We start from the raw sequence: 19,281 nt of genomic DNA, 5'->3' as shown, positions 1-19,281 counted from the left end.
GACGCGAGTCAAGTCCATTATCTTGTGTAAATTCCTTGTCAATGTTTTCACTATGTCTTAAAAAATATACTCGGCAATAAATCAATACGCCTAGGATCCGTTTGCTCGCAACTTTACTTGGAGAGGCGGGCATGATAGCCTTTGCGGAAAAAGCCAGCCCTTTGAGCCGTGATTTCCTGGCTTGGGACTCATGCCCGCAGAGGCTCCATGTCAAGTTGCTTATAGATGATCAAGTCTTACGACTTATTAGCTGGAAACAATCTTTTTCCCCAGTGTTTAGATGATTCCACATAACTTATCAGGACGGCGCCGATCAACCTGAAGGCGGACTGGGTGTTCGGGAAGATTCGGATCACTTTTTCACGCCTGCGAATTTCTCCATTCAATCTTTCCACGCTGTTAGTGCTTCGAATGGATTTTCGGTGCGAAATGGGAAAGTTCATATATTGGATTGAATCCTCGAATCCTTCATCGAGTATCCTCAATGCTTTTTGGTACTTGGGATTCTCCTCATATTTTTCAAAGAACAGGTCTTTCAGGTTTCGAAGAGTGTCCATCTCTTCTGCGGCAAATATGCTTTTCAGTAAGCTGATGGCTTCCTGGCTATCTTTCTTCGGCATTGCTTCAACGATATTGCGTTTGAAGTGGACATTGCATCGTTGCCAGGATGTTCCCACAAAGTCTTGTTGAATCGCCTTTTTGAGACCTTCATGGGCATCGGAGACGACTAGTTTCGGCGATTGTAGCCCCCTTGAGATGAGGTGTTGAAAAAAGGCAGACCAACTTTTGAAGCTTTCATTGTGATCCACTTTCAAGCCAAGGATCTCCCGGCGTCCCTCTTTGTCAATCCCAAGGGCGAGGTATGCAGCCTTGGAGACGACACGGTTGTGCTCTCTGACTTTAATGTACATGGCGTCCACAAATAAATAGGGAAAGTATTTTGTATTCAATGGCCGGTTTGCCCATTCGTTGACGATGGGATCCAGTTTGGACGTTAGGGAAGAGACGAAGGATTTAGAAACCCTCTTACCGCATAGCTGTTCCACAACGTTGGATACCTTTCGTGTCGACACGCCATTCACCACCATTTCAAGCATGGAGAGGACGAGGGCCTGGTCACATCTTGCATACCTTTCAAAGACTGAAGGCGCGAAGTCACCTTGACGGGTGCGGGGAACTTTCAATGTGATTTTTCCAATACTCATGGTTAAATCTCTTTCATAGTAGCCGTTGCGATAGTCGATACGTTCGTTAGAACGTTCATAGGAGGCAGCCTGCAGGTACTCGTCCCGCTCCATTTCCATGTATTCGTTCAACACGAGAACGATAGTCGATTTGACAACAGCATCGATGTTAGAATTCATCACAGAGTCTTTTAAAATATCCATATCTAGGTTAAAATTAAGTTGGGCCATTTTCCATTCCTCCAAATGTTTATCGTGGTTGAAAACATTTTATCACAAGGGATGGAAAAGGCCTTTTTCCTATTTACACAATTATATGGACTCAACCCGGACGCGCTTGCTTTGGGCGCAGGATAGCTCACTTTGGACGCGGACGCGCTTGCTTTGGGCGCAGGATAGCTCACTTTGGACGCGGACGCGCTTGCTTTGAGCCCAGGATAGCTCACTTTGGACGCGGGCGCCCTACCTTTGAGCGCGGTATTGGTCTTCTGTCAAGAAAGTGGACACGATACAATGAGCGTTTATTTTCAAAAGCCTACCGCGCTGCGCTTGGTGTACTTTCGTAAAAGAGCAGTTAAAAAGACAACTGCTCTTCCACGAAAGTTGCGGGTGGTTGTTGAGCGTTTTTCTCCTTTTCAGTCTGATAGGCCTTCTCATAATCGTTCGGTGATACATAGTTCAAAGTGGAATGGCTTCGTTTTTCATTATAGAAAGAGATGATATAGTCCAGCACAGCCATTCTAGCTTCTTCGCGTGTTGTGAATTTTGTACGGTAGATGAGCTCCTTCTTAATCGTTGAATGAAAGGATTCTATACAGGCATTGTCGTAACAGTCGCCTTTGCGGCTCATGCTGATTTTGCATTTCTTTTCCTTAAGAAGATCGACGTAATCAGCCGATGCATACTGGCTCCCCTGATCGGAATGGTGAATCAGTCCTTCTGCAGGAGAGCGGAAGTTTAGAGCTCTTTCAAGCGCCAGTTTCGGCAGTTCCTTGGATAGGTCTGTCTGAATATTAAAGCCGACAATCTTCCGAGAAAAAAGATCCATGACAGTCGCCAGGTAAAGCCAACCTTCAATCGTCCAGATATAGGTGATATCGGCGACCCACACCCTGTTAGGGGTGTCTGCGCTGAAGTTGCGCATCAGTAGATTAGGGTAGATTGGGTGGTTGTGATTGGAGTTTGTCGTCGTCTTGTACTTTGATGGCACCAACGCACACAATCCAAGGTCCCGCATATAGTTGGCCACGGTCTTCTCAGCTAGAAAAACCTCTTTCTTCTCCAACTCTTTTTTGATTCGCGGGCTGCCATAAACTTGTCTCTTCTCGTAAAAAATCTTACTAATGAGTACTTGCGCCTCTTCCTTTTTCTCTTGGGAAGGGCTTTTTTCTTTCTCGCGCCATTTATAGTAACCGGTCCTAGAAACCTGGAGTACTTGGCACATCTTTGTCACGCTGTATTCCTCCCGATGATCTTCAATGAACTCATAGATTACTGCGGGTTTCTTGAAAAGATGTGCATAGCCTTTTTTAGGATTTCATTCTCTTCTTGCAGATCACGAATTTGTTTCTCCATGTCTCTTTGGCGTTTCATTTGTTCAGTCGGGGTAAGATATTCAACACCGTCTCGCTCCGCTTGGATTTTCTGTCTATGCTCGCTGACCCATCTTCGTAAGGAGCCCAAGGGAATTCCCATTTCCCTGGAGACATCAGTCTGCTTTTTCCCTTCCTCCAACACAAGTTTGACTAAATGCTTCTTAAGGTCATCGTCAATTCTTTTACCCATTTTGGACACTCTCCGTTCGCATATTATTGTTATCTTAATCCAAACATGCTCATTAGATTGTGTCCACTTTTTATACTACCTGCAGTATGACTCACTTTGAGCGTTGACATAAAAAGGGGTTGTCCAAATTTGGACAACCCCTTTCAATAAGATCTTATTGATTTCCTTTTTTAACCCACTCTGCAACTGTAACTGTACGTTTTGCTTGGTGTTTAACAGCAGCTTGCACATCCTCAATCATTTTACCGTCTTGATCGACTGTTACGCTTGTTCCATATGGATTTCCGCCCGCGCCGAAAATAACTGGATCTGTGTAGCCAGGAGTTGCAATAATCGCACCCCAGTGCATCATAGAAGTGTACAAGGATAATAGTGTAGCTTCTTGGCCACCATGAGGATTTTGTGCAGAAGTCATGGCACTCACCACTTTATTGACCGTCTTTCCACTCGCCCATAGACCGCCTTGGGTATCAAGGAATTGCTTCATTTGTGATGGCATATTTCCAAATCTGGTCGGGACACTGAATATAATGGCATCCGCCCATTCAAGATCCTCCGATGTAGCTACCGGGACGTCTTTTGTCGCTTCGACAGTCGATTTCCAAACTTCATTGCCCTCGATGACCGATTGTGGAGCTAACTCTTGTACTTTTAATACTCTAACTTCAGCACCTGCTTCTGTCGCTCCCGCTTCTGCCCATTGTGCTAATTGATAGTTTGTACCACCCATACTGTAAAAAACTACAGCTACATTTACATTTGTCATTTTTTCCATCTCCTTTGCTTTCCCAAATAACTTAGCTAAAAAGCCCATCGTTGCACCTGCTTCTTCGGAATTTGAACCATACTGTTCTACTTATTCCCCTATAGGATGAGTTTTATTCTTATAATTGACGTCTTTATTCATCTAGTTCCCTCACCTGAATCGGTATAAGCCTCCGTTCAAGCTGCTCCCGATACTGTTCATATTGGACAGGCAACATTAATTTCTCTCCCATTGTTTCATATGTTTCATCATGGGAAAATCCTGGTGGATCTGTTGCAATTTCAAATAGGATTTCACCATGTTCCCTAAAATAAATGGCGTTAAAATAGTTTCTATCTTGAACAGGGGTTACACCATATCCAAATTCTTCGACATGCTCTTTCCATTCCAACTGATCTTGGTCATCGTCAGCCCTCCAAGCAATATGGTGAACGGTGCCAACCCCCATTCGGCCGCTTCCCTTGGTTGTCATTTTCAGATCGATTACATTGCCTATATCGCTGGATGAACGAAAACGAACAATGTCTCCTTCTTCTCCAACTTTTTCAAGCCCCATCACTTTTTCTAAGAGTTCAGCTGTCTTTTCAGGTTGTTTGGATAGAAGCGTTGCTCCTCCAAACCCCCTAATTGCAACATCCGCAGTAATTCCGCCGAATTCCCAATTGTTTTTTGCTCCTCCTGCTCTTTCCACAATTTCGAGGTGAAGGCCATGAGGATCATCAAACGTCAAATAGTCCTCTCCAAAACGTTGTGATTTGGTAAAAGGGACGCTATATTTCTTCAACCTGTTTTCCCAAAATACGAGAGCACCTTCAGGAATGACATATGAAGTAACCCCTACTTGACCATCACCGATTACTCCTTGGCGGGCTCCTGCCCATGGAAAGAATGTGATAATTGTACCTGGATGACCTCCTTCATCACCAAAGTAGAGGTGATACGTTCCCGGATCATCGAAGTTAACTGTTTTCTTCACTAAACGTAACCCTAGAACCCCTGCATAAAAATCCACATTCTCTTGAGGATGCCCGACAATCGCCGTGATATGGTGGATTCCACTTGTTTTTTTCATTGTGTATTTCCACTCCTTTTAAATTTATTCCTCAGTTTTATTATCTTGAATTCGAGATAATAATATGGTGTATATTACTGTTTGTCAACAACTTAAACTTAGACGTACAAAAATGTTAAATAGTAGTTACAGGATAAAGGTTTCCGTTTATAGCAAATGAGACTTTCCCCGTCTCCTCAGATACAACGAGTATGAGGGCATCACTTTGTTCAGATAAACCTAAAGCGGCCCGATGTCGAGTGCCAAGTTTTTTGTCATCTATATTTCTTCCTGACAACGGAAGGACATTGGCTGCAGAAACAATCCGATTACCATTAACCAATACAGCACCGTCATGAAGAGGGTTTCCAGGGAAAAAAATTGATTCCAGTAAAGAATGGGTCAGTTCAGCCTCTATTTGTATACCCGGTTTGATCAAAGGATCAAGTGAGTCTTCCCGTTGAATTACAATTAATCCTCCATGCTTCAACTTTGCTAAATTTTGTACGCAAACTGACAACTCCGAGTATTTGTCAGTAAAAGGAGATAAATAACAATTTAAATAGAATGTAGCGGCTTTCATTTCGATGTTCAAAAAATCTTCTTTAATTTTCTCAAAGGTACTAAGGAGACAGTTATTATCGTTATCAATTGCTTCAAAATTGTTTTGTAAGGCTGTTATGATTTCATGAATATCCTCTTTCAACGTTTGTTTCAGTGGTGAGAAATCACAATTCACTTTTTTCACGATGCATCTCCTTTTCCATTACTCTGTCCTTAAATTGTTCCCAATCCATTGCACTTATTCATTTAGCTAAGGACATTCAGGCTTCAAAATTCATCACTATTAAAAAGAAGGTGCAGAAAAATCAATGGCTTTTCTGCACCTTCTTCGGAAATCACTTATACTTATTTTGGTAGTATCCTCTTTTTTGTGGTTGTTATTCCTTATAAGCCAATGCATACAAAGAGTTCATCAATGCTTGAACACCCACCGCCAACTGTTCCGGACTTGTATATTCCAAAGGATTATGGCTAATCCCCTCCCGGCTTGGTACAAATATCATTGCTGTTGGCAGGACTGGCGCAATGATTTGTGAATCATGGCCCGCACCACTGTGCATCATCTTATAATTAAAGCCATTTTCTTTCGTTTGCTTCTCAATGGCTGCAACGATTTGTTTATCCATAGGAATTGGATCCTCATCCATCCACATATCAATAGTTGTTTCCACGTCAGACTCGGCAGCAATCTTTTGGATGATTGCTGTCAGTTCCTCTGTGAATTTTACAAGAACCTCTTTTTCCGTGTGTCGAACGTCCAACGTAAATAATGCTTCCCCTGGAACGACGTTTACAGTATTCGGTTTGACCTCGATTTTTCCTACCGTCGCAACGAGCGGATCGCCATATTCTTTTGCCCTGCTGATGACGCTGTTGATCATTTGGCTTGCGGCAAATAAAGCATCTTTGCGATACCCCATCGGCGTAGTCCCTGCATGGTTCGCAACGCCTGTCACCTCAACCGTAAAACGTCTCTGCCCGACAATGCTATGGACAACTCCAATATCTTTTCCTTCCTTCTCCAATACATTACCTTGTTCAATATGGATTTCAACAAATCCCTTCAAGTCATTCCGGAACGGTTTTGATTCATCCCTGAAATCAAAACCTGCTTCCCTCATCGCCTCAACAAAAGGAACGTCGTTAAAATCCGTAATGTTTTCAACGTCCTCTTTTTTGGCGATGCCGACAAAGTTCTTGGAACCCCAGAATGCATATGGGAAACGACTTCCTTCTTCCTCGGCAAATGACACGACCTCTAGATTACGTAGTGGCTGGCCATATTTCTCTTTTAAAAGGCGAATGGCTAAAATGCCAGCTAAAATCCCGAATGCACCGTCCAATTTACCGCCGTTTTTCACTGTATCTACGTGAGAGCCGGTTAAAATTGTTTCATCTTTATACGTACTGCCTTCTAAACGGCCGAATAAATTTCCGATATCGTCATATCGGGTAGTCAATCCATCTTCTTGCATCATTTGTTCCAACGCTTTCTGCGCCTCAACCCACTCTTTTGAATACAGTAACCGGGTAACCCCACCTTCAGGATCCTTACCGAATTCACCTAGCCACTCTTCAAGGTGAGCAATTTCACGTGTTACATCATTCACATTCATCTGCCCCTTTTTTATTTTAATTATAATGAGCCCTTACTTTTTGCTGATTTTTATGCAATTGGCACTTTTGCTTTTGGACGTTCTTTAAAGAACATCATTAATACGAACCCGACTGCTAGAACAATGACCGCGGAGTAAAATCCTGCAGTCATGCTACCTGTTTTATCCGCGAGAAAACCGACAAACCAAGGGGCGATAACCGATGAAATCATGCCTACAAAATTAAAGAGACCGAAAGCAATTCCATACACTGATTTATCGACGTTTTCGGATATGGATGCGAGAAGAATCGGATCCAGTGCAATTTTGCCAAATAACCCGTAAATTAATAATGCTGTAATGAGCAATGCGGTACTTTGAACATAGACAGTTGCCCATAATGCAATCGCTGCGATTGGAATGAGCACGAAAGCGAAAGGCTTCTTCCGACCTAAGCGATCCGATATATAACTGGCGACAAGCGCCCCTGGTATAGAAGCTAATGGAACTAAAGCCGATATTAAACCAACTTGACTACCTTGGAATCCTCTTTCCGTTTCCAAAAACTTCGGCAACCACGTAACAACGACCGTAAACCCGTAAAGAGAACAAAATAAGACGAGGAACGTAATCAGCAGATTACGGTTTTTAAGTAATGAAAGGATCGAAACTTTTCCTCCGCTCTCTAGCGGTTTTTCTTGTCGTTGATTTAGTGTTTCCGGTCTTTTTTCTTTGACCAATACCGTAATTACAATTCCGACAAGAATTGTCAGCACGCCAAAGATATAAAAAGGTACCGTCCAATTCATTCCTTTTTCTAACACCAATGTGCTCGACAGGATAAAGCCGAAGGCAATTCCTATCCCTGACCCACTGTTAATGATCGCACTCCCAACGGTTCTATTTTTTTCCGGTATCGCTTCAGACGATAGGGCGAATTGGGGACTAAAATAGGTTGCAGATGAAAGCCCTGCAAGAGCACGAGCGACCAAAAAGCCTGTGAAACCAGCCATGAGGCCACTGACACCGGTTAAAACCCCGTATAAGATAAAACCGATGACAAGTAATTTCTTCCTGCCAAATTTATCACTGAAAGCTCCTACAGGAATTTGGGCAATCGTGTACGTTAGAAAGAATATACTATTGACCAGTCCGAGCTGGGAATTATTCAAGTCATACTCCAAACCAATATGTCCCAAAATAGGATTCAAGAAATATTTATTGGCATTAATAAACATCCATCCTAGTGAGAATGCAAAAACCACTTTCCACCAATAGGGAATCGTGAATTTCTTTTTCTGTTTCATTTGAGGTTGCGCTCCCTTTGATGTCATATAAGAAATCCCCCTCCCCTCTATAACAATTTTGGTGTACGGGTATCATTATCCATTCCAACGTCATTTCTTATTTTGTTATTGGTTGTCCGTTTTCAAACACTATTTCCCCGCCGACAATGGTCTTCTTCACTGCCCCTTTATATGTCATGCCGATATAAGGCGAGTGTTGGTGACGGTAAAACAGATCTTCCTTCTTCAATTCAAAGCTTTCATTCAAGTCGACGATTGTCAGATCAGCATCATAATCGGCTGCGATATTCCCTTTCGTTGTCAGACCAAATATCTTTGCCGGGTTCGTTGCTGTCAATTCAACTATTTTCTCCAACGTAATATTCCGTTTGAAATGCCCTTCAGTCAAAAGAATATTCAACATGGACTGGGCTCCTGAAATCCCTCCCCATCCATCAAAAATATTATCCGATATGACTTTCATCGATGCCGGCGCAGGGGAATGGTCGGAGCCGATTGTGTCGATTTCTCCGTTTGCGACTGCGGTCCATAATTCATCCACTTCTTCTTGATCTCTTAATGGAGGGGCACATTTTGCGATGACTCCTTGTTCCTCCAAATCTTTTACAGTCAGTGATAAATAATGGGGACATGTTTCAACAGTAATGTCGACGCCTCTTCGCTTCGCATCATTGATCACTTCCACGACTTTCCGGCTGCTTGCATGTACGATATGAAGTTTACAGCCCGTCAGTTCTGCATAGGAAAGAATTCTTCGGACCGCTTCAATTTCCGAAATGACCGGGCGCGACTCTACATAATCTCTCGCCGACACTTTGCCTTGACCGATTCGTTCCTCTGCAAGCTGTTCACACATGACCGTACTTTCAGCGTGAACGGCTAAAAGAGAACCTAAAGAGGCAATTTCTCGCATTCCTTTATAGATTGTTTCGTCATCTACATTGTGGAAGTCGTCAATTCCACTCGGAGACATAAATGCTTTGAATCCGATTACGCCGCCTTCGTGCAGATCTTTTAAATCAGCTAAGTTTTCCGGGACAAGCCCGCCCCAATAATATGGATTCACTATGGATTTTTTCTCTGCCAATTCACGTTTCATTAGCAAATTGGCTTTATTGATTGTCGGGGGCGTACTATTCAGCGGCATATCGAAAAACGATGTCGCCCCGCCGGCAGCTAAGCTTCTGCTCCCTGTCTCCAATCCTTCCCACTCTGTTCTGCCCGGCTCATTGAAATGGACATGAGAATCGATTACACCCGGAAGAACATGAAGCCCTTCAGCATTTATCTCCCGAGCTGCCGTTGCTTCGATCGGATTGCCGACAGACACTTCCCTGATCTTTCCGTTCTTGACGGCGATATCACCTTGAACTGTTGAATCTGCCGTCACAATCGTTCCGTTTTTAATGATCAAATCGTATTTTTCCATCGTAAATCCCTCCATATTTTTTCATTCAATTCAATGTGCCTTCTTTGTTCTGCGCTTTTCCAGCAAGCTGTAAAGGATGAAGGCCGATATAATTCCTACAAACCAAGACATTTCATATAACGGTTCAAAGAACGAGACAACATTGCCGATTAAGCAAAGAACCCCAGAAACAGCTAATGTGATTAGGGCATTTCCATTAAAACCGTTTTTATAATTATATTTTCCGTTCTTTGAATACAATTCCCCCAAGTCTATTTCTGTTTTTGAAACGACAAAATAATGGGCGAGCATAACACCTGCGATGGGAGCCAATAATCCGCCAATAATACTTAAGAATGTAAAGATACTTGTCGCATTCTCCATCAATTTCCACGGCATGACGAGTACGCCAATGACCGCGGCAATCGTTGCACCTGATTTAAACGTCAGCTTTTTCGGGAATAGCGATGCCAATTGATAACCGGCGGGAACAATATTACCTGTCACGTTCACGGATAATGTCGTCAAACAAAGGGTTAGGACAGATACCGCAATTGCAAAAGTACTGTCAAATCGGGCAACTACGTCAAGCACATTCCAAATCGGAGTTCCAAAGGCAATTTCAGACCCTACAATAATCGAAATACTTGCGATAGCAAACAATAAATAAGTAACAACTAACCCGACTGTTTGACCGATCGCCTGACTTTTCGTGGAGACGGCCAATCTTGTGAAGTCCGATACACTTACTATCGGAGCCGCCCAAGCAGCAATGACAGCAGTGATTGCTGCAATAAAGATGACCACTGGATTACCGCTGACTCCAGCACCTGTGTAAGCTAAGATCGGGCCAATCCCACCGGCTAATTTAATTGCCCAAATTGCCATACCGCCAAAAACAACATAGACAATCGGAGAGAGGATGTTTGTAAACTTCCCCAGAAATTTCATTCCCCCATAAATTAAAGCAACGTTGAACAGCCAAAATAGTAAGAATGAAATTAACGCGGGCAACGACAACCCTAAAAGACTCCAATTCCCGCCTAATGTCAGGAACGGCGGCCACATCTTCGCGATGAGAATGGACAAGGCTTGGCTTCCTGCATATGTTTGAAAACCAAACCACATAATTGCGGCAATTACCCCTCTCAATATCCCTGGAACCATTGCACCCTTCGTTCCGAAAGATGAGCGGATTAGCATAGCGAAGGGCAAACCATATTTAGATCCAGCCTGCCCATTCAACACCATTACTACCGATATAATAATCGATGCAACCATGATGGCAGCGAAAACTTGTCCAACTGACAACCCTAAAGCAAAAAGTCCGCCGATGGCAATGTAGTTCGGAATATTATGTACGGAACCCATCCATACAGACGCATAATTTCCGATACTCCAGCTTCGTTCCTCTGGCCTCGTCGGCAGGATATCGTCGTTAAAACCTTCTTTTCTTAAATGCTCTCGATTGAGTTCCTCCAATCGGATCGACCCCCTGGTTAGGATTGAATTTGCATGTATGCAATACACAAAGTCTTTATCACACTTGTATGTTCGACTAATCCGCTCTCATTATTCATCGTTGTGCGAACTCGGTTTTCCCTATTATGCGTCTCATCTTACTTCTATATCCAATAAGCTTTGCATTACAAACATACAAGTGCAAAATCCGCCGAGAACAGGAGGTTCGTATGATGAAAACACTCAACTTCTATACAAAGAGTGCTGATTAAGCTATGATGGAATATCAGCTCATAAATGAAGGAGGAATTATGATGGCAAGAAAAGCTTATGAGGTAAAGGGCTCAACAGCATCAGGTCCATACTCGGCTGCGGTAGACGCGGGCGATTTAGTTTATTTATCCGGGCAAACCGCAATGAACTCCGCTTCGGCAGAAAACATTTCAGGTGACATCGGCAAACAAACTGAGCTTTGCTTTGATCATTTATTCGAGGCGTTGGAAGCAGCTAACCTCACACCTGATGATGTTGTAAAAGTTAATGTGTATTTAACAGATATGAAGTATTTTTCCGCAATGAACGAGGTATATGCAACGAAGTTTTCCAAACCTTATCCCGCAAGAACGTGTGTTGCAGTTTTAGCACTGCCACTCGGAGCAGACGTGGAAATCGAAGCGATTGCAAAAAAGCCTAATTAAACTGAAATTCAACTAGTGCAAAACAATATAGAAGGCGTCTGGAAAGAAGTATAACTACCTTTCCGGATGCTTTTTTCATTCTCCAAAACGAAATTATTGACGAGGAGTTATAGGCATGTTATTATTATCTTGAATTAAAGATAAATTAATTCAAACGAAAGTAATAGAACTAAATAAAGTTAGTTGATAATCTAATATTTTTTTACTTATATATCTCGAATTCAAGATAAAGTATAGGAGGCCGATGCAAATGAACGAATTAAAAGGCATACACCACGTAACTGCCATTACGAGCAGTGCAGAGAAGATCTATGATTTCTTTACGTATACATTAGGTTTACGCCTCGTCAAGAAAACAGTGAACCAAGATGATATTCAAACGTATCATCTATTTTTCGCAGACGATGAAGGCAATCCAGGAACGGATATGACATTTTTTGATTTCCCTGGAATTCAAAAAGGAGTACATGGAACAAACGAGATTTCCAAAACTTCCTTCCGTGTACCAAGCGATGCAGCACTGGAGTATTGGGTGAAACGCTTCGACAAATTTGACGTGAAGCACGAAGGCATTCAGGAGCAATTTGGTAAAAAGATCCTGTCATTTGTGGACTTTGACGATCAGCGATACGAACTCATTTCTGATGAGTTCAATAAAGGAGTAGAATCAGGAACTCCATGGCAAAAAGGACCAATCCCCTTGGAGTTTGCCATTACAGGACTTGGACCTGTCCATATCCGCACATCATTTTTCGATCATGTGAAAGAAATCTTGGAGAAAGTATTTGTGATGAAGGAAATTGCACATGAAGGTGCATTCCATTTATTTGAAATGGGCGAGGGCGGCAACGGTGCTCAAATTGTTGTTGAATATAATGCCGTTCTACCTCAAGCACGACAAGGTTTTGGCACCGTCCATCATACGGCGTTCCGTGTAAATGACCGCGCGGACATAGATGCATGGCAAAAACGCCTGCATAGCTTTCAATTGCCGAACTCGGGCTATGTAGAACGTTATTACTTCGGCTCCTTATATACGAGAATCACGCCTTCTATTCTGTTTGAATTGGCAACGGACGGTCCTGGCTTCATGGGAGATGAGCCGTATGAAACACTTGGGGAAAAGCTATCATTACCGCCATTCTTTGAAAGCAAACGCGAAGAAATCGAGGGCCTTGTACGACCAATCGACACTGTTCGCAGTACAAAGAAATTTGATAAAGAATATTTATGAGGAGGTGAAATTGTAAAGATGGGACTTTTCGACAAATTATTTGGATCTAACAAACAGGAGGAACAAACAATGACAAATTTAAATATCGGTATTATTTTAGGATCAACTCGTGATGGCCGTGTGAGCCCTCAAGTAGGTGCTTGGGTAAAAGAATTGGCAGATCAACGCGGAGACGCTACTTATACAGTAATTGACATCGCAGATTACAAATTGCCGTTGCTCGGTGAGCCAGGAAGCGACGCATCAGGAGCAGCTGCATGGTCAGAGATCGTTGGGAAACAAGACGGCTTCGTATTCATCGTTCAAGAATACAACCACTCCATTACTGGAGCACTGAAAAACGCACTAGACTTCCTGCGTGAAGAATGGAACAACAAAGCAGCTGGTATCGTATCTTACGGTTCAGTAGGCGGTGCTCGTGCAGCAGAACATTTACGCGGCATCCTAGGTGAACTATCCGTAGCGGACGTTCGTGTCCACCCTGCACTATCACTATTTACTGACTTTGAAAACGGAACGGATTTCAAACCACAAGAAGTACAAGCCTCATCCGTTAACCAAATGCTCGACCAAGTCATCCCTTGGGCAACAGCATTGAAAACAATTCGATAATAAAAAAGAGTAACCATTCCTTGCTACCGGACAGCAAAAGGATGGTTACTCTTTTTTCATTTTTGGACTTCCCCCTTGAATTTATCCATCCCATAACCAACCGCTGCAGCAACAAATGCAGGCAAGATCCAGCCGAGTCCGTGCTCAAAGAATGGCACAACACCTAGCACTCCCGTTAAGACTTCCATCTTATAACCAATGTTCGTCAATACCTCGTATAATGCAAAAACCGCTGTCACGGATACTGAAAGCCGATACATCATCTTCCCTCCACCTGCAAAATGCTGGAACAAGGAAAGGATCACCAACACAATGGAAATCGGGTAAATGAAAACTAACAATGGCACTGCCAAACTAAGAATCGTATTTAACCCCAAATTAGACACCAACAAGCCGATTAATACAAAAATAGCGACATAAGAACGGTAATGAATTTTCGGATAAATTTCATTGAAAAATCTGGAACAGGCATTGATCAAGCCGACACAAGTCGTCAGACATGCCAAAGTGACAATTACACCGAACAGAAGCCCCCCACCACTACCGAATAAAATGTCGGAAGCGACAGTCAAGATCTCTGCACCATTGGCAAAGTCGTTTTCCCTCGGTATTACTCTTCCAATCCATCCTAAGGAGACGTAAACAACGGCAAGTCCAAGACCCGCTATGACACCTGCTCCCAACGTCCCTTTCACGAGCTCCGATTTGGATGTTGCACCTTTATCTTTCAGGGCGTTGATAACGACAATCCCGAACGCCAGCGCCGCCACAGCATCCATCGTGAAATACCCTTCGACGAATCCTTTGACGAATGGGGATGATGCATAATTTCCTACCGCAGGTGAAGCGATGTCCTCGAATTTAATGAAGGCACGGATTACAAGCAAAGCCAAGACTAGCAATAAAATAGGTGTTAAGAGCTGTCCGATGTGATCGACGATTTTCTTCGGATTCAAACTTATGAAATAGGTCACACCAAAAAATAGTAAAGAGAATAGAAATAGGGCAAGCCAGCCATCGACATCTACGATCTGTTTAACGCCTAATTCGTATGCGACGTTTGAAGCTCTTGGAATACCATATAAAGCACCAATCGACATGTAAATGATAATTGCAAAAATCAAGCCGAACAGTCCATGCACCCGGCTGCCAATAGATATTAGCCCGTTTTCAGACAGCGAGATGGCCATAACTGCCATGAATGGCAGCAGGACACCTGTAATAAGAAAACCGGTAATCGCCGGGCCAAAGTTATTCCCTGATTCCAAACCTAGAAGGGGCGGAAAGATCAGATTACCAGCCCCGAAAAATAATGAAAAGAGCATAAGCCCTGAAAACAACACATTTTTTCTACTCATCGTAAATCCTCCTAATTCTTAGCAAAAACACCGTCAACTTCAACAGTCTCAAATATATTAATGAATGCAGTCTCATCATAATCACGGACAATCTTTTTCACTTGTAACATTTCGTAACGTGTTACGACCGTCATTAAAATATGTTTCTTCTCTTGGGTGTAGCCACCATAACCCTCTGTAATCGTAATGCCCCGGTAGATGGATTTCAATAAATCTTCCCGTATTGCCTCCCCTTTCGAAGTGACAATCTGCATCGTTAGTTTAATGTGATTCGTATGAATGCTATCAATCATTTTACCGGTCAAATAGATAGACAAAAGTGTGTATAAAGCGATATTCCAGTTGAAGGCAGCACCGGAAATAAGAACGATGATGCCATTCATGCCCGTCAGAAGAAGTCCGATACTTACATTACTCGTTCGGGAAAGGATGATTGCAATAATATCCAAACCACCCGAAGTGCCGGAGTATTTTAATATAAAGCCAACACCAATCCCACTTACGACTCCTCCAAAGATCGTCGCCAATAAGATATTATCTGTCAAAGGGACAACTGGCAACATATATAAGAAAACGGAAAGTGATACAACACAAATCAATGTATTGAAAGTAATCAGTCTTCCGAGTTTATAGTACCCTAAAATGAGCAAAGGCAAATTAAGCAAGAGATTCATTAGACCAATATCAAATGGAGTGATCAATCCGATTAATATAGCTATCCCACTAATTCCACTACTAAGTATCCCATAGGGGACGAGAAAGAAATTGAAAGCAAATGCGACAATTAACGAACCTGCGACGACAACTAAATTTTTCACAACGATTGAACCTCCTTATTAATTTGTAACCTAACTCTTCAATTTTCCGCATAAAAAAACTCGCCCCTAAAGTAGGGACGAGTTTGTGCTCGCGATACCACCCATATTCCGCAAGTTTCCCCAAAGAAGAAACAGAGCGGCTCTCAGTCAACGTACGATCATACGTGTTCCATATAACGGCGGAATTCCGGCAAAGCTTACTTTTTTCAGCTTTGCATCTCGGAGATGATTTTCGGATAAGACCTGTCCATCGACTTTCACCAAACGTCGACTCTCTAGAGAACAGCATTCTTCTCTTACTATTTCTCGTCACTGATTATTATTATTACAACTTAATCTAGCAGAGAGTGATTAGAAAAGTCAATACGCTTTAGTCATTTCATAATATTTGAAACACTCAACCAACTAAAGCTGCCGATTCGACAGGTCGGATTCTTCTACCGGTGTTTTGATCAAAAAAATGGGCGCAGTTCATATCGAACGTCAAATAGACATCTTCACCCGGGGACACATTTGTCCGTGATTCGACTTCGGCTATCAATTCTTGCGTGCCGAGCATTGAATAAAGGAGTGTATCAGCCCCGGTCAGTTCGGACACGATGATTTTTGACAGGATTGGATTTGCCCCTCCCGCCTCCTTCTCGTCTGTTTGTAGGTGGATATGCTCAGGACGGATTCCCATCGTCAATTCCTTACCTGTATAACCTTGCTCCCGCAAATACGCCATCTTATCTTCAGGCACATTGATGCGGACAGTTTCCGTCACGAATTGGTCACCCTCGATTTTCCCATTAAAAAAGTTCATGGAAGGAGAACCGATGAATCCGCCGACGAACGTGTTTTCCGGATTATCGTACACGTCTTTCGGCGTCCCGATCTGTTGAATGACGCCTTCTTTCATGATGATGATCCGGCTCGCCATCGTCATCGCTTCCGTCTGGTCATGTGTGACGTAAATTGATGTCGTTTTCAGCCGCTGATGCAGCTTTGCGATTTCCGCGCGCATTTGGAAGCGTAGCTTTGCATCAAGATTCGAAAGCGGTTCATCCATAAGGAACAGCTTGGCATCCCTGACGATCGATCGTCCGAGTGCTACACGTTGTCTCTGACCGCCTGACAACGCCTTAGGTTTCCGATGAAGCAGCTCCTCAAGTCCTAAAATTTCAGCCGCCTCTTCTACACGCTTCTTTATTTCATCCTTTTTGAACTTCCTTATTTTCAATCCAAAAGCCATATTGTCATAGACTGTCATATGCGGGTAAAGCGCATAGTTTTGGAAGACCATCGCGATATCCCTGCTTTTCGGAGGAACATCGTTCATCAGCTTCCCGTCGATGTAAAACTCACCTGATGAAATCTCTTCCAATCCTGCGATCATCCGCAGGACGGTCGACTTGCCACATCCGGAAGGTCCGACAAGAACGATGAATTCACCGTCTTCCACGGTCAAATTGAAATCGGAGACAGCAGTCACCTTTTTATCGAAGTGCTTATATACGTTTTTTAATACAATTTTCGACATGCGGATACCCTCTTTCGTTATTGATGAACAGCTGCTGTTCACTTCCCTCCAGACTGCAAGTTAATGCCTTGAATGAAGTATTTCTGGAAGAAGAAGAACAGGATAATGACCGGAAGGAGTACGAGGAGCGACCCCGCCATTAAATAGTTCCATTGTGTATTCATTTCCCCTTTGAACACTTGCAAGCCGAGCTGGAGCGTATATAGGCTCTCATCGTTCAAGTAGAGAAGTGGGCCTAAAAAGTCGTTCCATGCGCCATTGAATGAAAAGATTGCCACAGTTGCAAGTGCCGGTTTCGTAAGCGGAAGACCGATTGTCCACCAAATACGGAAATGACTCGCCCCTTCCATTTTCGCAGCCTCAATGAGTTCGTTCGGAATCGTCATGTAAAACTGCCGCAATAGGAAGATGAAAAATGCACTCCCGAAAAAGGCAGGAACGACGAGCGGATAATATGTATTGATCCATTGCAATTTTGAAAACAGAACATATTGTGGAATGAGCGTTACAAAGCCTGGAATCATCATCGTCGATAAGACGATAGCAAATAGGATATTCCTTCCCTTGAACGGAACTTTGGCAAAACCGTACGCGATAAAAGAGTTGACAAGGACACTGCCAATGACGACGAGTAGCGTAATTGTGATCGTATTGATCGCATACGTGTCGAATGGGGCTGCTTTCCACGTTTTGATGTAGTTGTCCCAATTCCATTCATGAGGGTAAAATGTCGGCGGATACGTCATCACTTCCGCCATCGATTTTAGAGAAGTGGAAATCATCCACCAGATCGGCGACAAGATGAGCAGACTGCCTGCTGCAAGCAAGATGAAATTAATAAGCGACAACAGCTTCCTTTTCGTATGTATATTGTCGAAATAAGCCGGATTTGAATTTGTTTTTTCAAGCCTTTTCGCCTCTTCAGTTTTAACGACTTCTTCCATCATCTCTCCTCCCCTTCGTAATGAACCCAGCGTGGCGCAAGTTTCAAGTTGATGATTGTAATGATGAAAACGATGATGAAGAGGATCCATGACATCGCCATCGCATAGCCCATGTCGAACGCTTCGAACGCCTTCTTCCACATGTATAAATTATAAAAGAGCATCGAATTCACCGGCCCGCCCTCTCCATTCGACATGACATATGCTTCCTGGAAAATTTGAAACCCGCCTATCAGGCTTGTGACGATATCGAAGAAAATGACAGGCGTAATCATCGGGATTGTAATAAACCGGAATTGCTGCCAACTGCTTGCACCGTCAATTTTTGCAGCTTCATACAGCGACTTCGATACCCCTTGCATGCTTGCAAGGTATAGAAGCATTCCTCCCCCAACACTCCACATTTTCATGAAAATAAGTGCCGGCTTCGTCCAATCGGGATCAAACAGCCAATTGGGTCCTGGAATGCCGAACCATCCAAGGACGGTGTTCACTAAACCGGTTCCCGGATCGAGCAGTTGCATCCAAAGAAGGTAAACCCCCACCCCGGAAAGCACTGCCGGCAAATAATAGATTGTCCTGAAGAAACGGATGCCCGGTACGTCTTGATTGAGCAATGCCGATAAAAAGATTGCTCCAGCAGTCGTTAACGGAATGGAAAACAGTACGTAATAGAATGTGTTATATAAGGATGTCCAAAACAGATTATCGGCAGCAAAAAGATTTTCATAGTTTTCAAATCCGATAAAATCCATCTGAGACGTAATATTGTAGTTCGTGAAACTTGCCGCAAAAGAAAAGATGAGTGGTCCTGCTGTGAAGACGAGGAATCCGATAATCCAAGGAAGTATGAATACATACCCTTGCAGCCCTTCCATCCGTTTATAATTCAATTTTTTCCGCATTCGGTTCCCTCCCTTGCATCGACTTTTTTATGTAGTAAAAACAGGGAGAGCAATTTTGCTCTCCCCACA

18 protein-coding genes and 1 other annotated feature are annotated in these 19,281 nt (G+C 43.1%); of the genes, 3 read left to right on the top strand and 15 right to left on the bottom strand.

Going from position 1 to position 19,281, the window contains the following annotated elements; translation table 11 throughout:
* Positions 1-236 precede the first annotated feature (236 nt).
* The 10 genes from NIT04_RS00350 to ncs1 form a co-directional block, all read right to left on the bottom strand.
* On the bottom strand, positions 237-1,415 hold the full coding sequence (locus NIT04_RS00350) for an IS256 family transposase (RefSeq protein WP_252501630.1): 1,179 nt from the start codon (positions 1,413-1,415) through the stop codon (positions 237-239).
* Between the two features lie 343 nt (positions 1,416-1,758).
* The gene (locus NIT04_RS00345; protein ID WP_252503148.1) at positions 1,759-2,664 is read right to left on the bottom strand and encodes an IS3 family transposase; all 906 of its coding nucleotides are present in this window, start codon (positions 2,662-2,664) and stop codon (positions 1,759-1,761) included.
* A gap of 11 nt (positions 2,665-2,675) precedes the next feature.
* A complete protein-coding gene (locus NIT04_RS00340) occupies positions 2,676-2,969 on the bottom strand; it encodes a transposase (RefSeq protein WP_252501629.1) in 294 nt (97 codons plus the stop codon).
* Positions 2,970-3,123: 154 nt separating this feature from the next.
* On the bottom strand, positions 3,124-3,735 hold the full coding sequence (wrbA, locus tag NIT04_RS00335; RefSeq protein WP_252501628.1) for an NAD(P)H:quinone oxidoreductase: 612 nt from the start codon (positions 3,733-3,735) through the stop codon (positions 3,124-3,126).
* A 133-nt stretch (positions 3,736-3,868) separates the two neighbouring features.
* Positions 3,869-4,807 (bottom strand): ring-cleaving dioxygenase, encoded by a 939-nt coding sequence (locus NIT04_RS00330; protein ID WP_252501627.1) that lies wholly within the window; start codon positions 4,805-4,807, stop codon positions 3,869-3,871.
* Positions 4,808-4,922: 115 nt separating this feature from the next.
* Positions 4,923-5,534 carry a sporulation-specific diadenylate cyclase CdaS gene (gene cdaS, locus NIT04_RS00325; protein ID WP_252501626.1) on the bottom strand — a complete coding sequence of 204 codons (612 nt, stop codon included), beginning with the start codon at positions 5,532-5,534 and terminating at the stop codon, positions 4,923-4,925.
* Positions 5,535-5,727: 193 nt separating this feature from the next.
* On the bottom strand, positions 5,728-6,960 hold the full coding sequence (allC, locus tag NIT04_RS00320) for an allantoate deiminase (protein ID WP_371922474.1): 1,233 nt from the start codon (positions 6,958-6,960) through the stop codon (positions 5,728-5,730).
* 56 nt (positions 6,961-7,016) lie between these two features.
* Complete coding sequence (locus tag NIT04_RS00315) at positions 7,017-8,279, bottom strand: MFS transporter (protein ID WP_252501624.1); 1,263 nt, start codon at positions 8,277-8,279, stop codon at positions 7,017-7,019.
* Between the two features lie 70 nt (positions 8,280-8,349).
* Positions 8,350-9,681 (bottom strand): allantoinase, encoded by a 1,332-nt coding sequence (locus NIT04_RS00310; protein ID WP_252501623.1) that lies wholly within the window; start codon positions 9,679-9,681, stop codon positions 8,350-8,352.
* A gap of 30 nt (positions 9,682-9,711) precedes the next feature.
* Positions 9,712-11,142, bottom strand: a complete 1,431-nt coding sequence (gene ncs1 / locus NIT04_RS00305) for an NCS1 family nucleobase:cation symporter (protein WP_252501622.1) — start codon at positions 11,140-11,142, stop codon at positions 9,712-9,714.
* A gap of 293 nt (positions 11,143-11,435) precedes the next feature.
* Between ncs1 and NIT04_RS00300 the strand changes: the two genes are divergently transcribed.
* From NIT04_RS00300 to NIT04_RS00290, 3 genes are all read left to right on the top strand, one after another.
* The gene (locus NIT04_RS00300; protein WP_252501621.1) at positions 11,436-11,819 is read left to right on the top strand and encodes a RidA family protein; all 384 of its coding nucleotides are present in this window, start codon (positions 11,436-11,438) and stop codon (positions 11,817-11,819) included.
* Positions 11,820-12,069: 250 nt separating this feature from the next.
* Positions 12,070-13,053 carry a ring-cleaving dioxygenase gene (locus NIT04_RS00295; protein WP_252501620.1) on the top strand — a complete coding sequence of 328 codons (984 nt, stop codon included), beginning with the start codon at positions 12,070-12,072 and terminating at the stop codon, positions 13,051-13,053.
* Between the two features lie 18 nt (positions 13,054-13,071).
* On the top strand, positions 13,072-13,665 hold the full coding sequence (locus tag NIT04_RS00290) for an NADPH-dependent FMN reductase (RefSeq protein WP_252501619.1): 594 nt from the start codon (positions 13,072-13,074) through the stop codon (positions 13,663-13,665).
* A 56-nt stretch (positions 13,666-13,721) separates the two neighbouring features.
* Here the strand turns inward: NIT04_RS00290 and brnQ are convergent, their stop codons facing one another.
* From brnQ to NIT04_RS00265, 5 genes are all read right to left on the bottom strand, one after another.
* Positions 13,722-15,023 (bottom strand): branched-chain amino acid transport system II carrier protein, encoded by a 1,302-nt coding sequence (brnQ, locus tag NIT04_RS00285; protein ID WP_252501618.1) that lies wholly within the window; start codon positions 15,021-15,023, stop codon positions 13,722-13,724.
* Positions 15,024-15,034: 11 nt separating this feature from the next.
* Positions 15,035-15,841 (bottom strand): YitT family protein, encoded by an 807-nt coding sequence (locus tag NIT04_RS00280; RefSeq protein WP_252501617.1) that lies wholly within the window; start codon positions 15,839-15,841, stop codon positions 15,035-15,037.
* Between the two features lie 70 nt (positions 15,842-15,911).
* Positions 15,912-16,163: a binding site (T-box leader), on the bottom strand.
* 75 nt (positions 16,164-16,238) lie between these two features.
* Complete coding sequence (locus NIT04_RS00275) at positions 16,239-17,363, bottom strand: ABC transporter ATP-binding protein (RefSeq protein WP_252501616.1); 1,125 nt, start codon at positions 17,361-17,363, stop codon at positions 16,239-16,241.
* A 38-nt stretch (positions 17,364-17,401) separates the two neighbouring features.
* Positions 17,402-18,307 carry a carbohydrate ABC transporter permease gene (locus NIT04_RS00270; RefSeq protein ID WP_252501615.1) on the bottom strand — a complete coding sequence of 302 codons (906 nt, stop codon included), beginning with the start codon at positions 18,305-18,307 and terminating at the stop codon, positions 17,402-17,404.
* Positions 18,307-19,212 carry a carbohydrate ABC transporter permease gene (locus tag NIT04_RS00265; protein ID WP_252501614.1) on the bottom strand — a complete coding sequence of 302 codons (906 nt, stop codon included), beginning with the start codon at positions 19,210-19,212 and terminating at the stop codon, positions 18,307-18,309. The genes NIT04_RS00270 and NIT04_RS00265 overlap by 1 nt, the downstream gene beginning before the upstream one ends.
* Positions 19,213-19,281 lie beyond the last annotated feature (69 nt).

It is taken from the genome of Sporosarcina sp. Marseille-Q4943 (genome assembly GCF_943736995.1).
Lineage (GTDB): Bacteria > Bacillota > Bacilli > Bacillales_A > Planococcaceae > Sporosarcina.
Note: the sequence above shows the minus strand (reverse complement) of the source record. Positions and strands in the feature narration are given on the sequence as shown.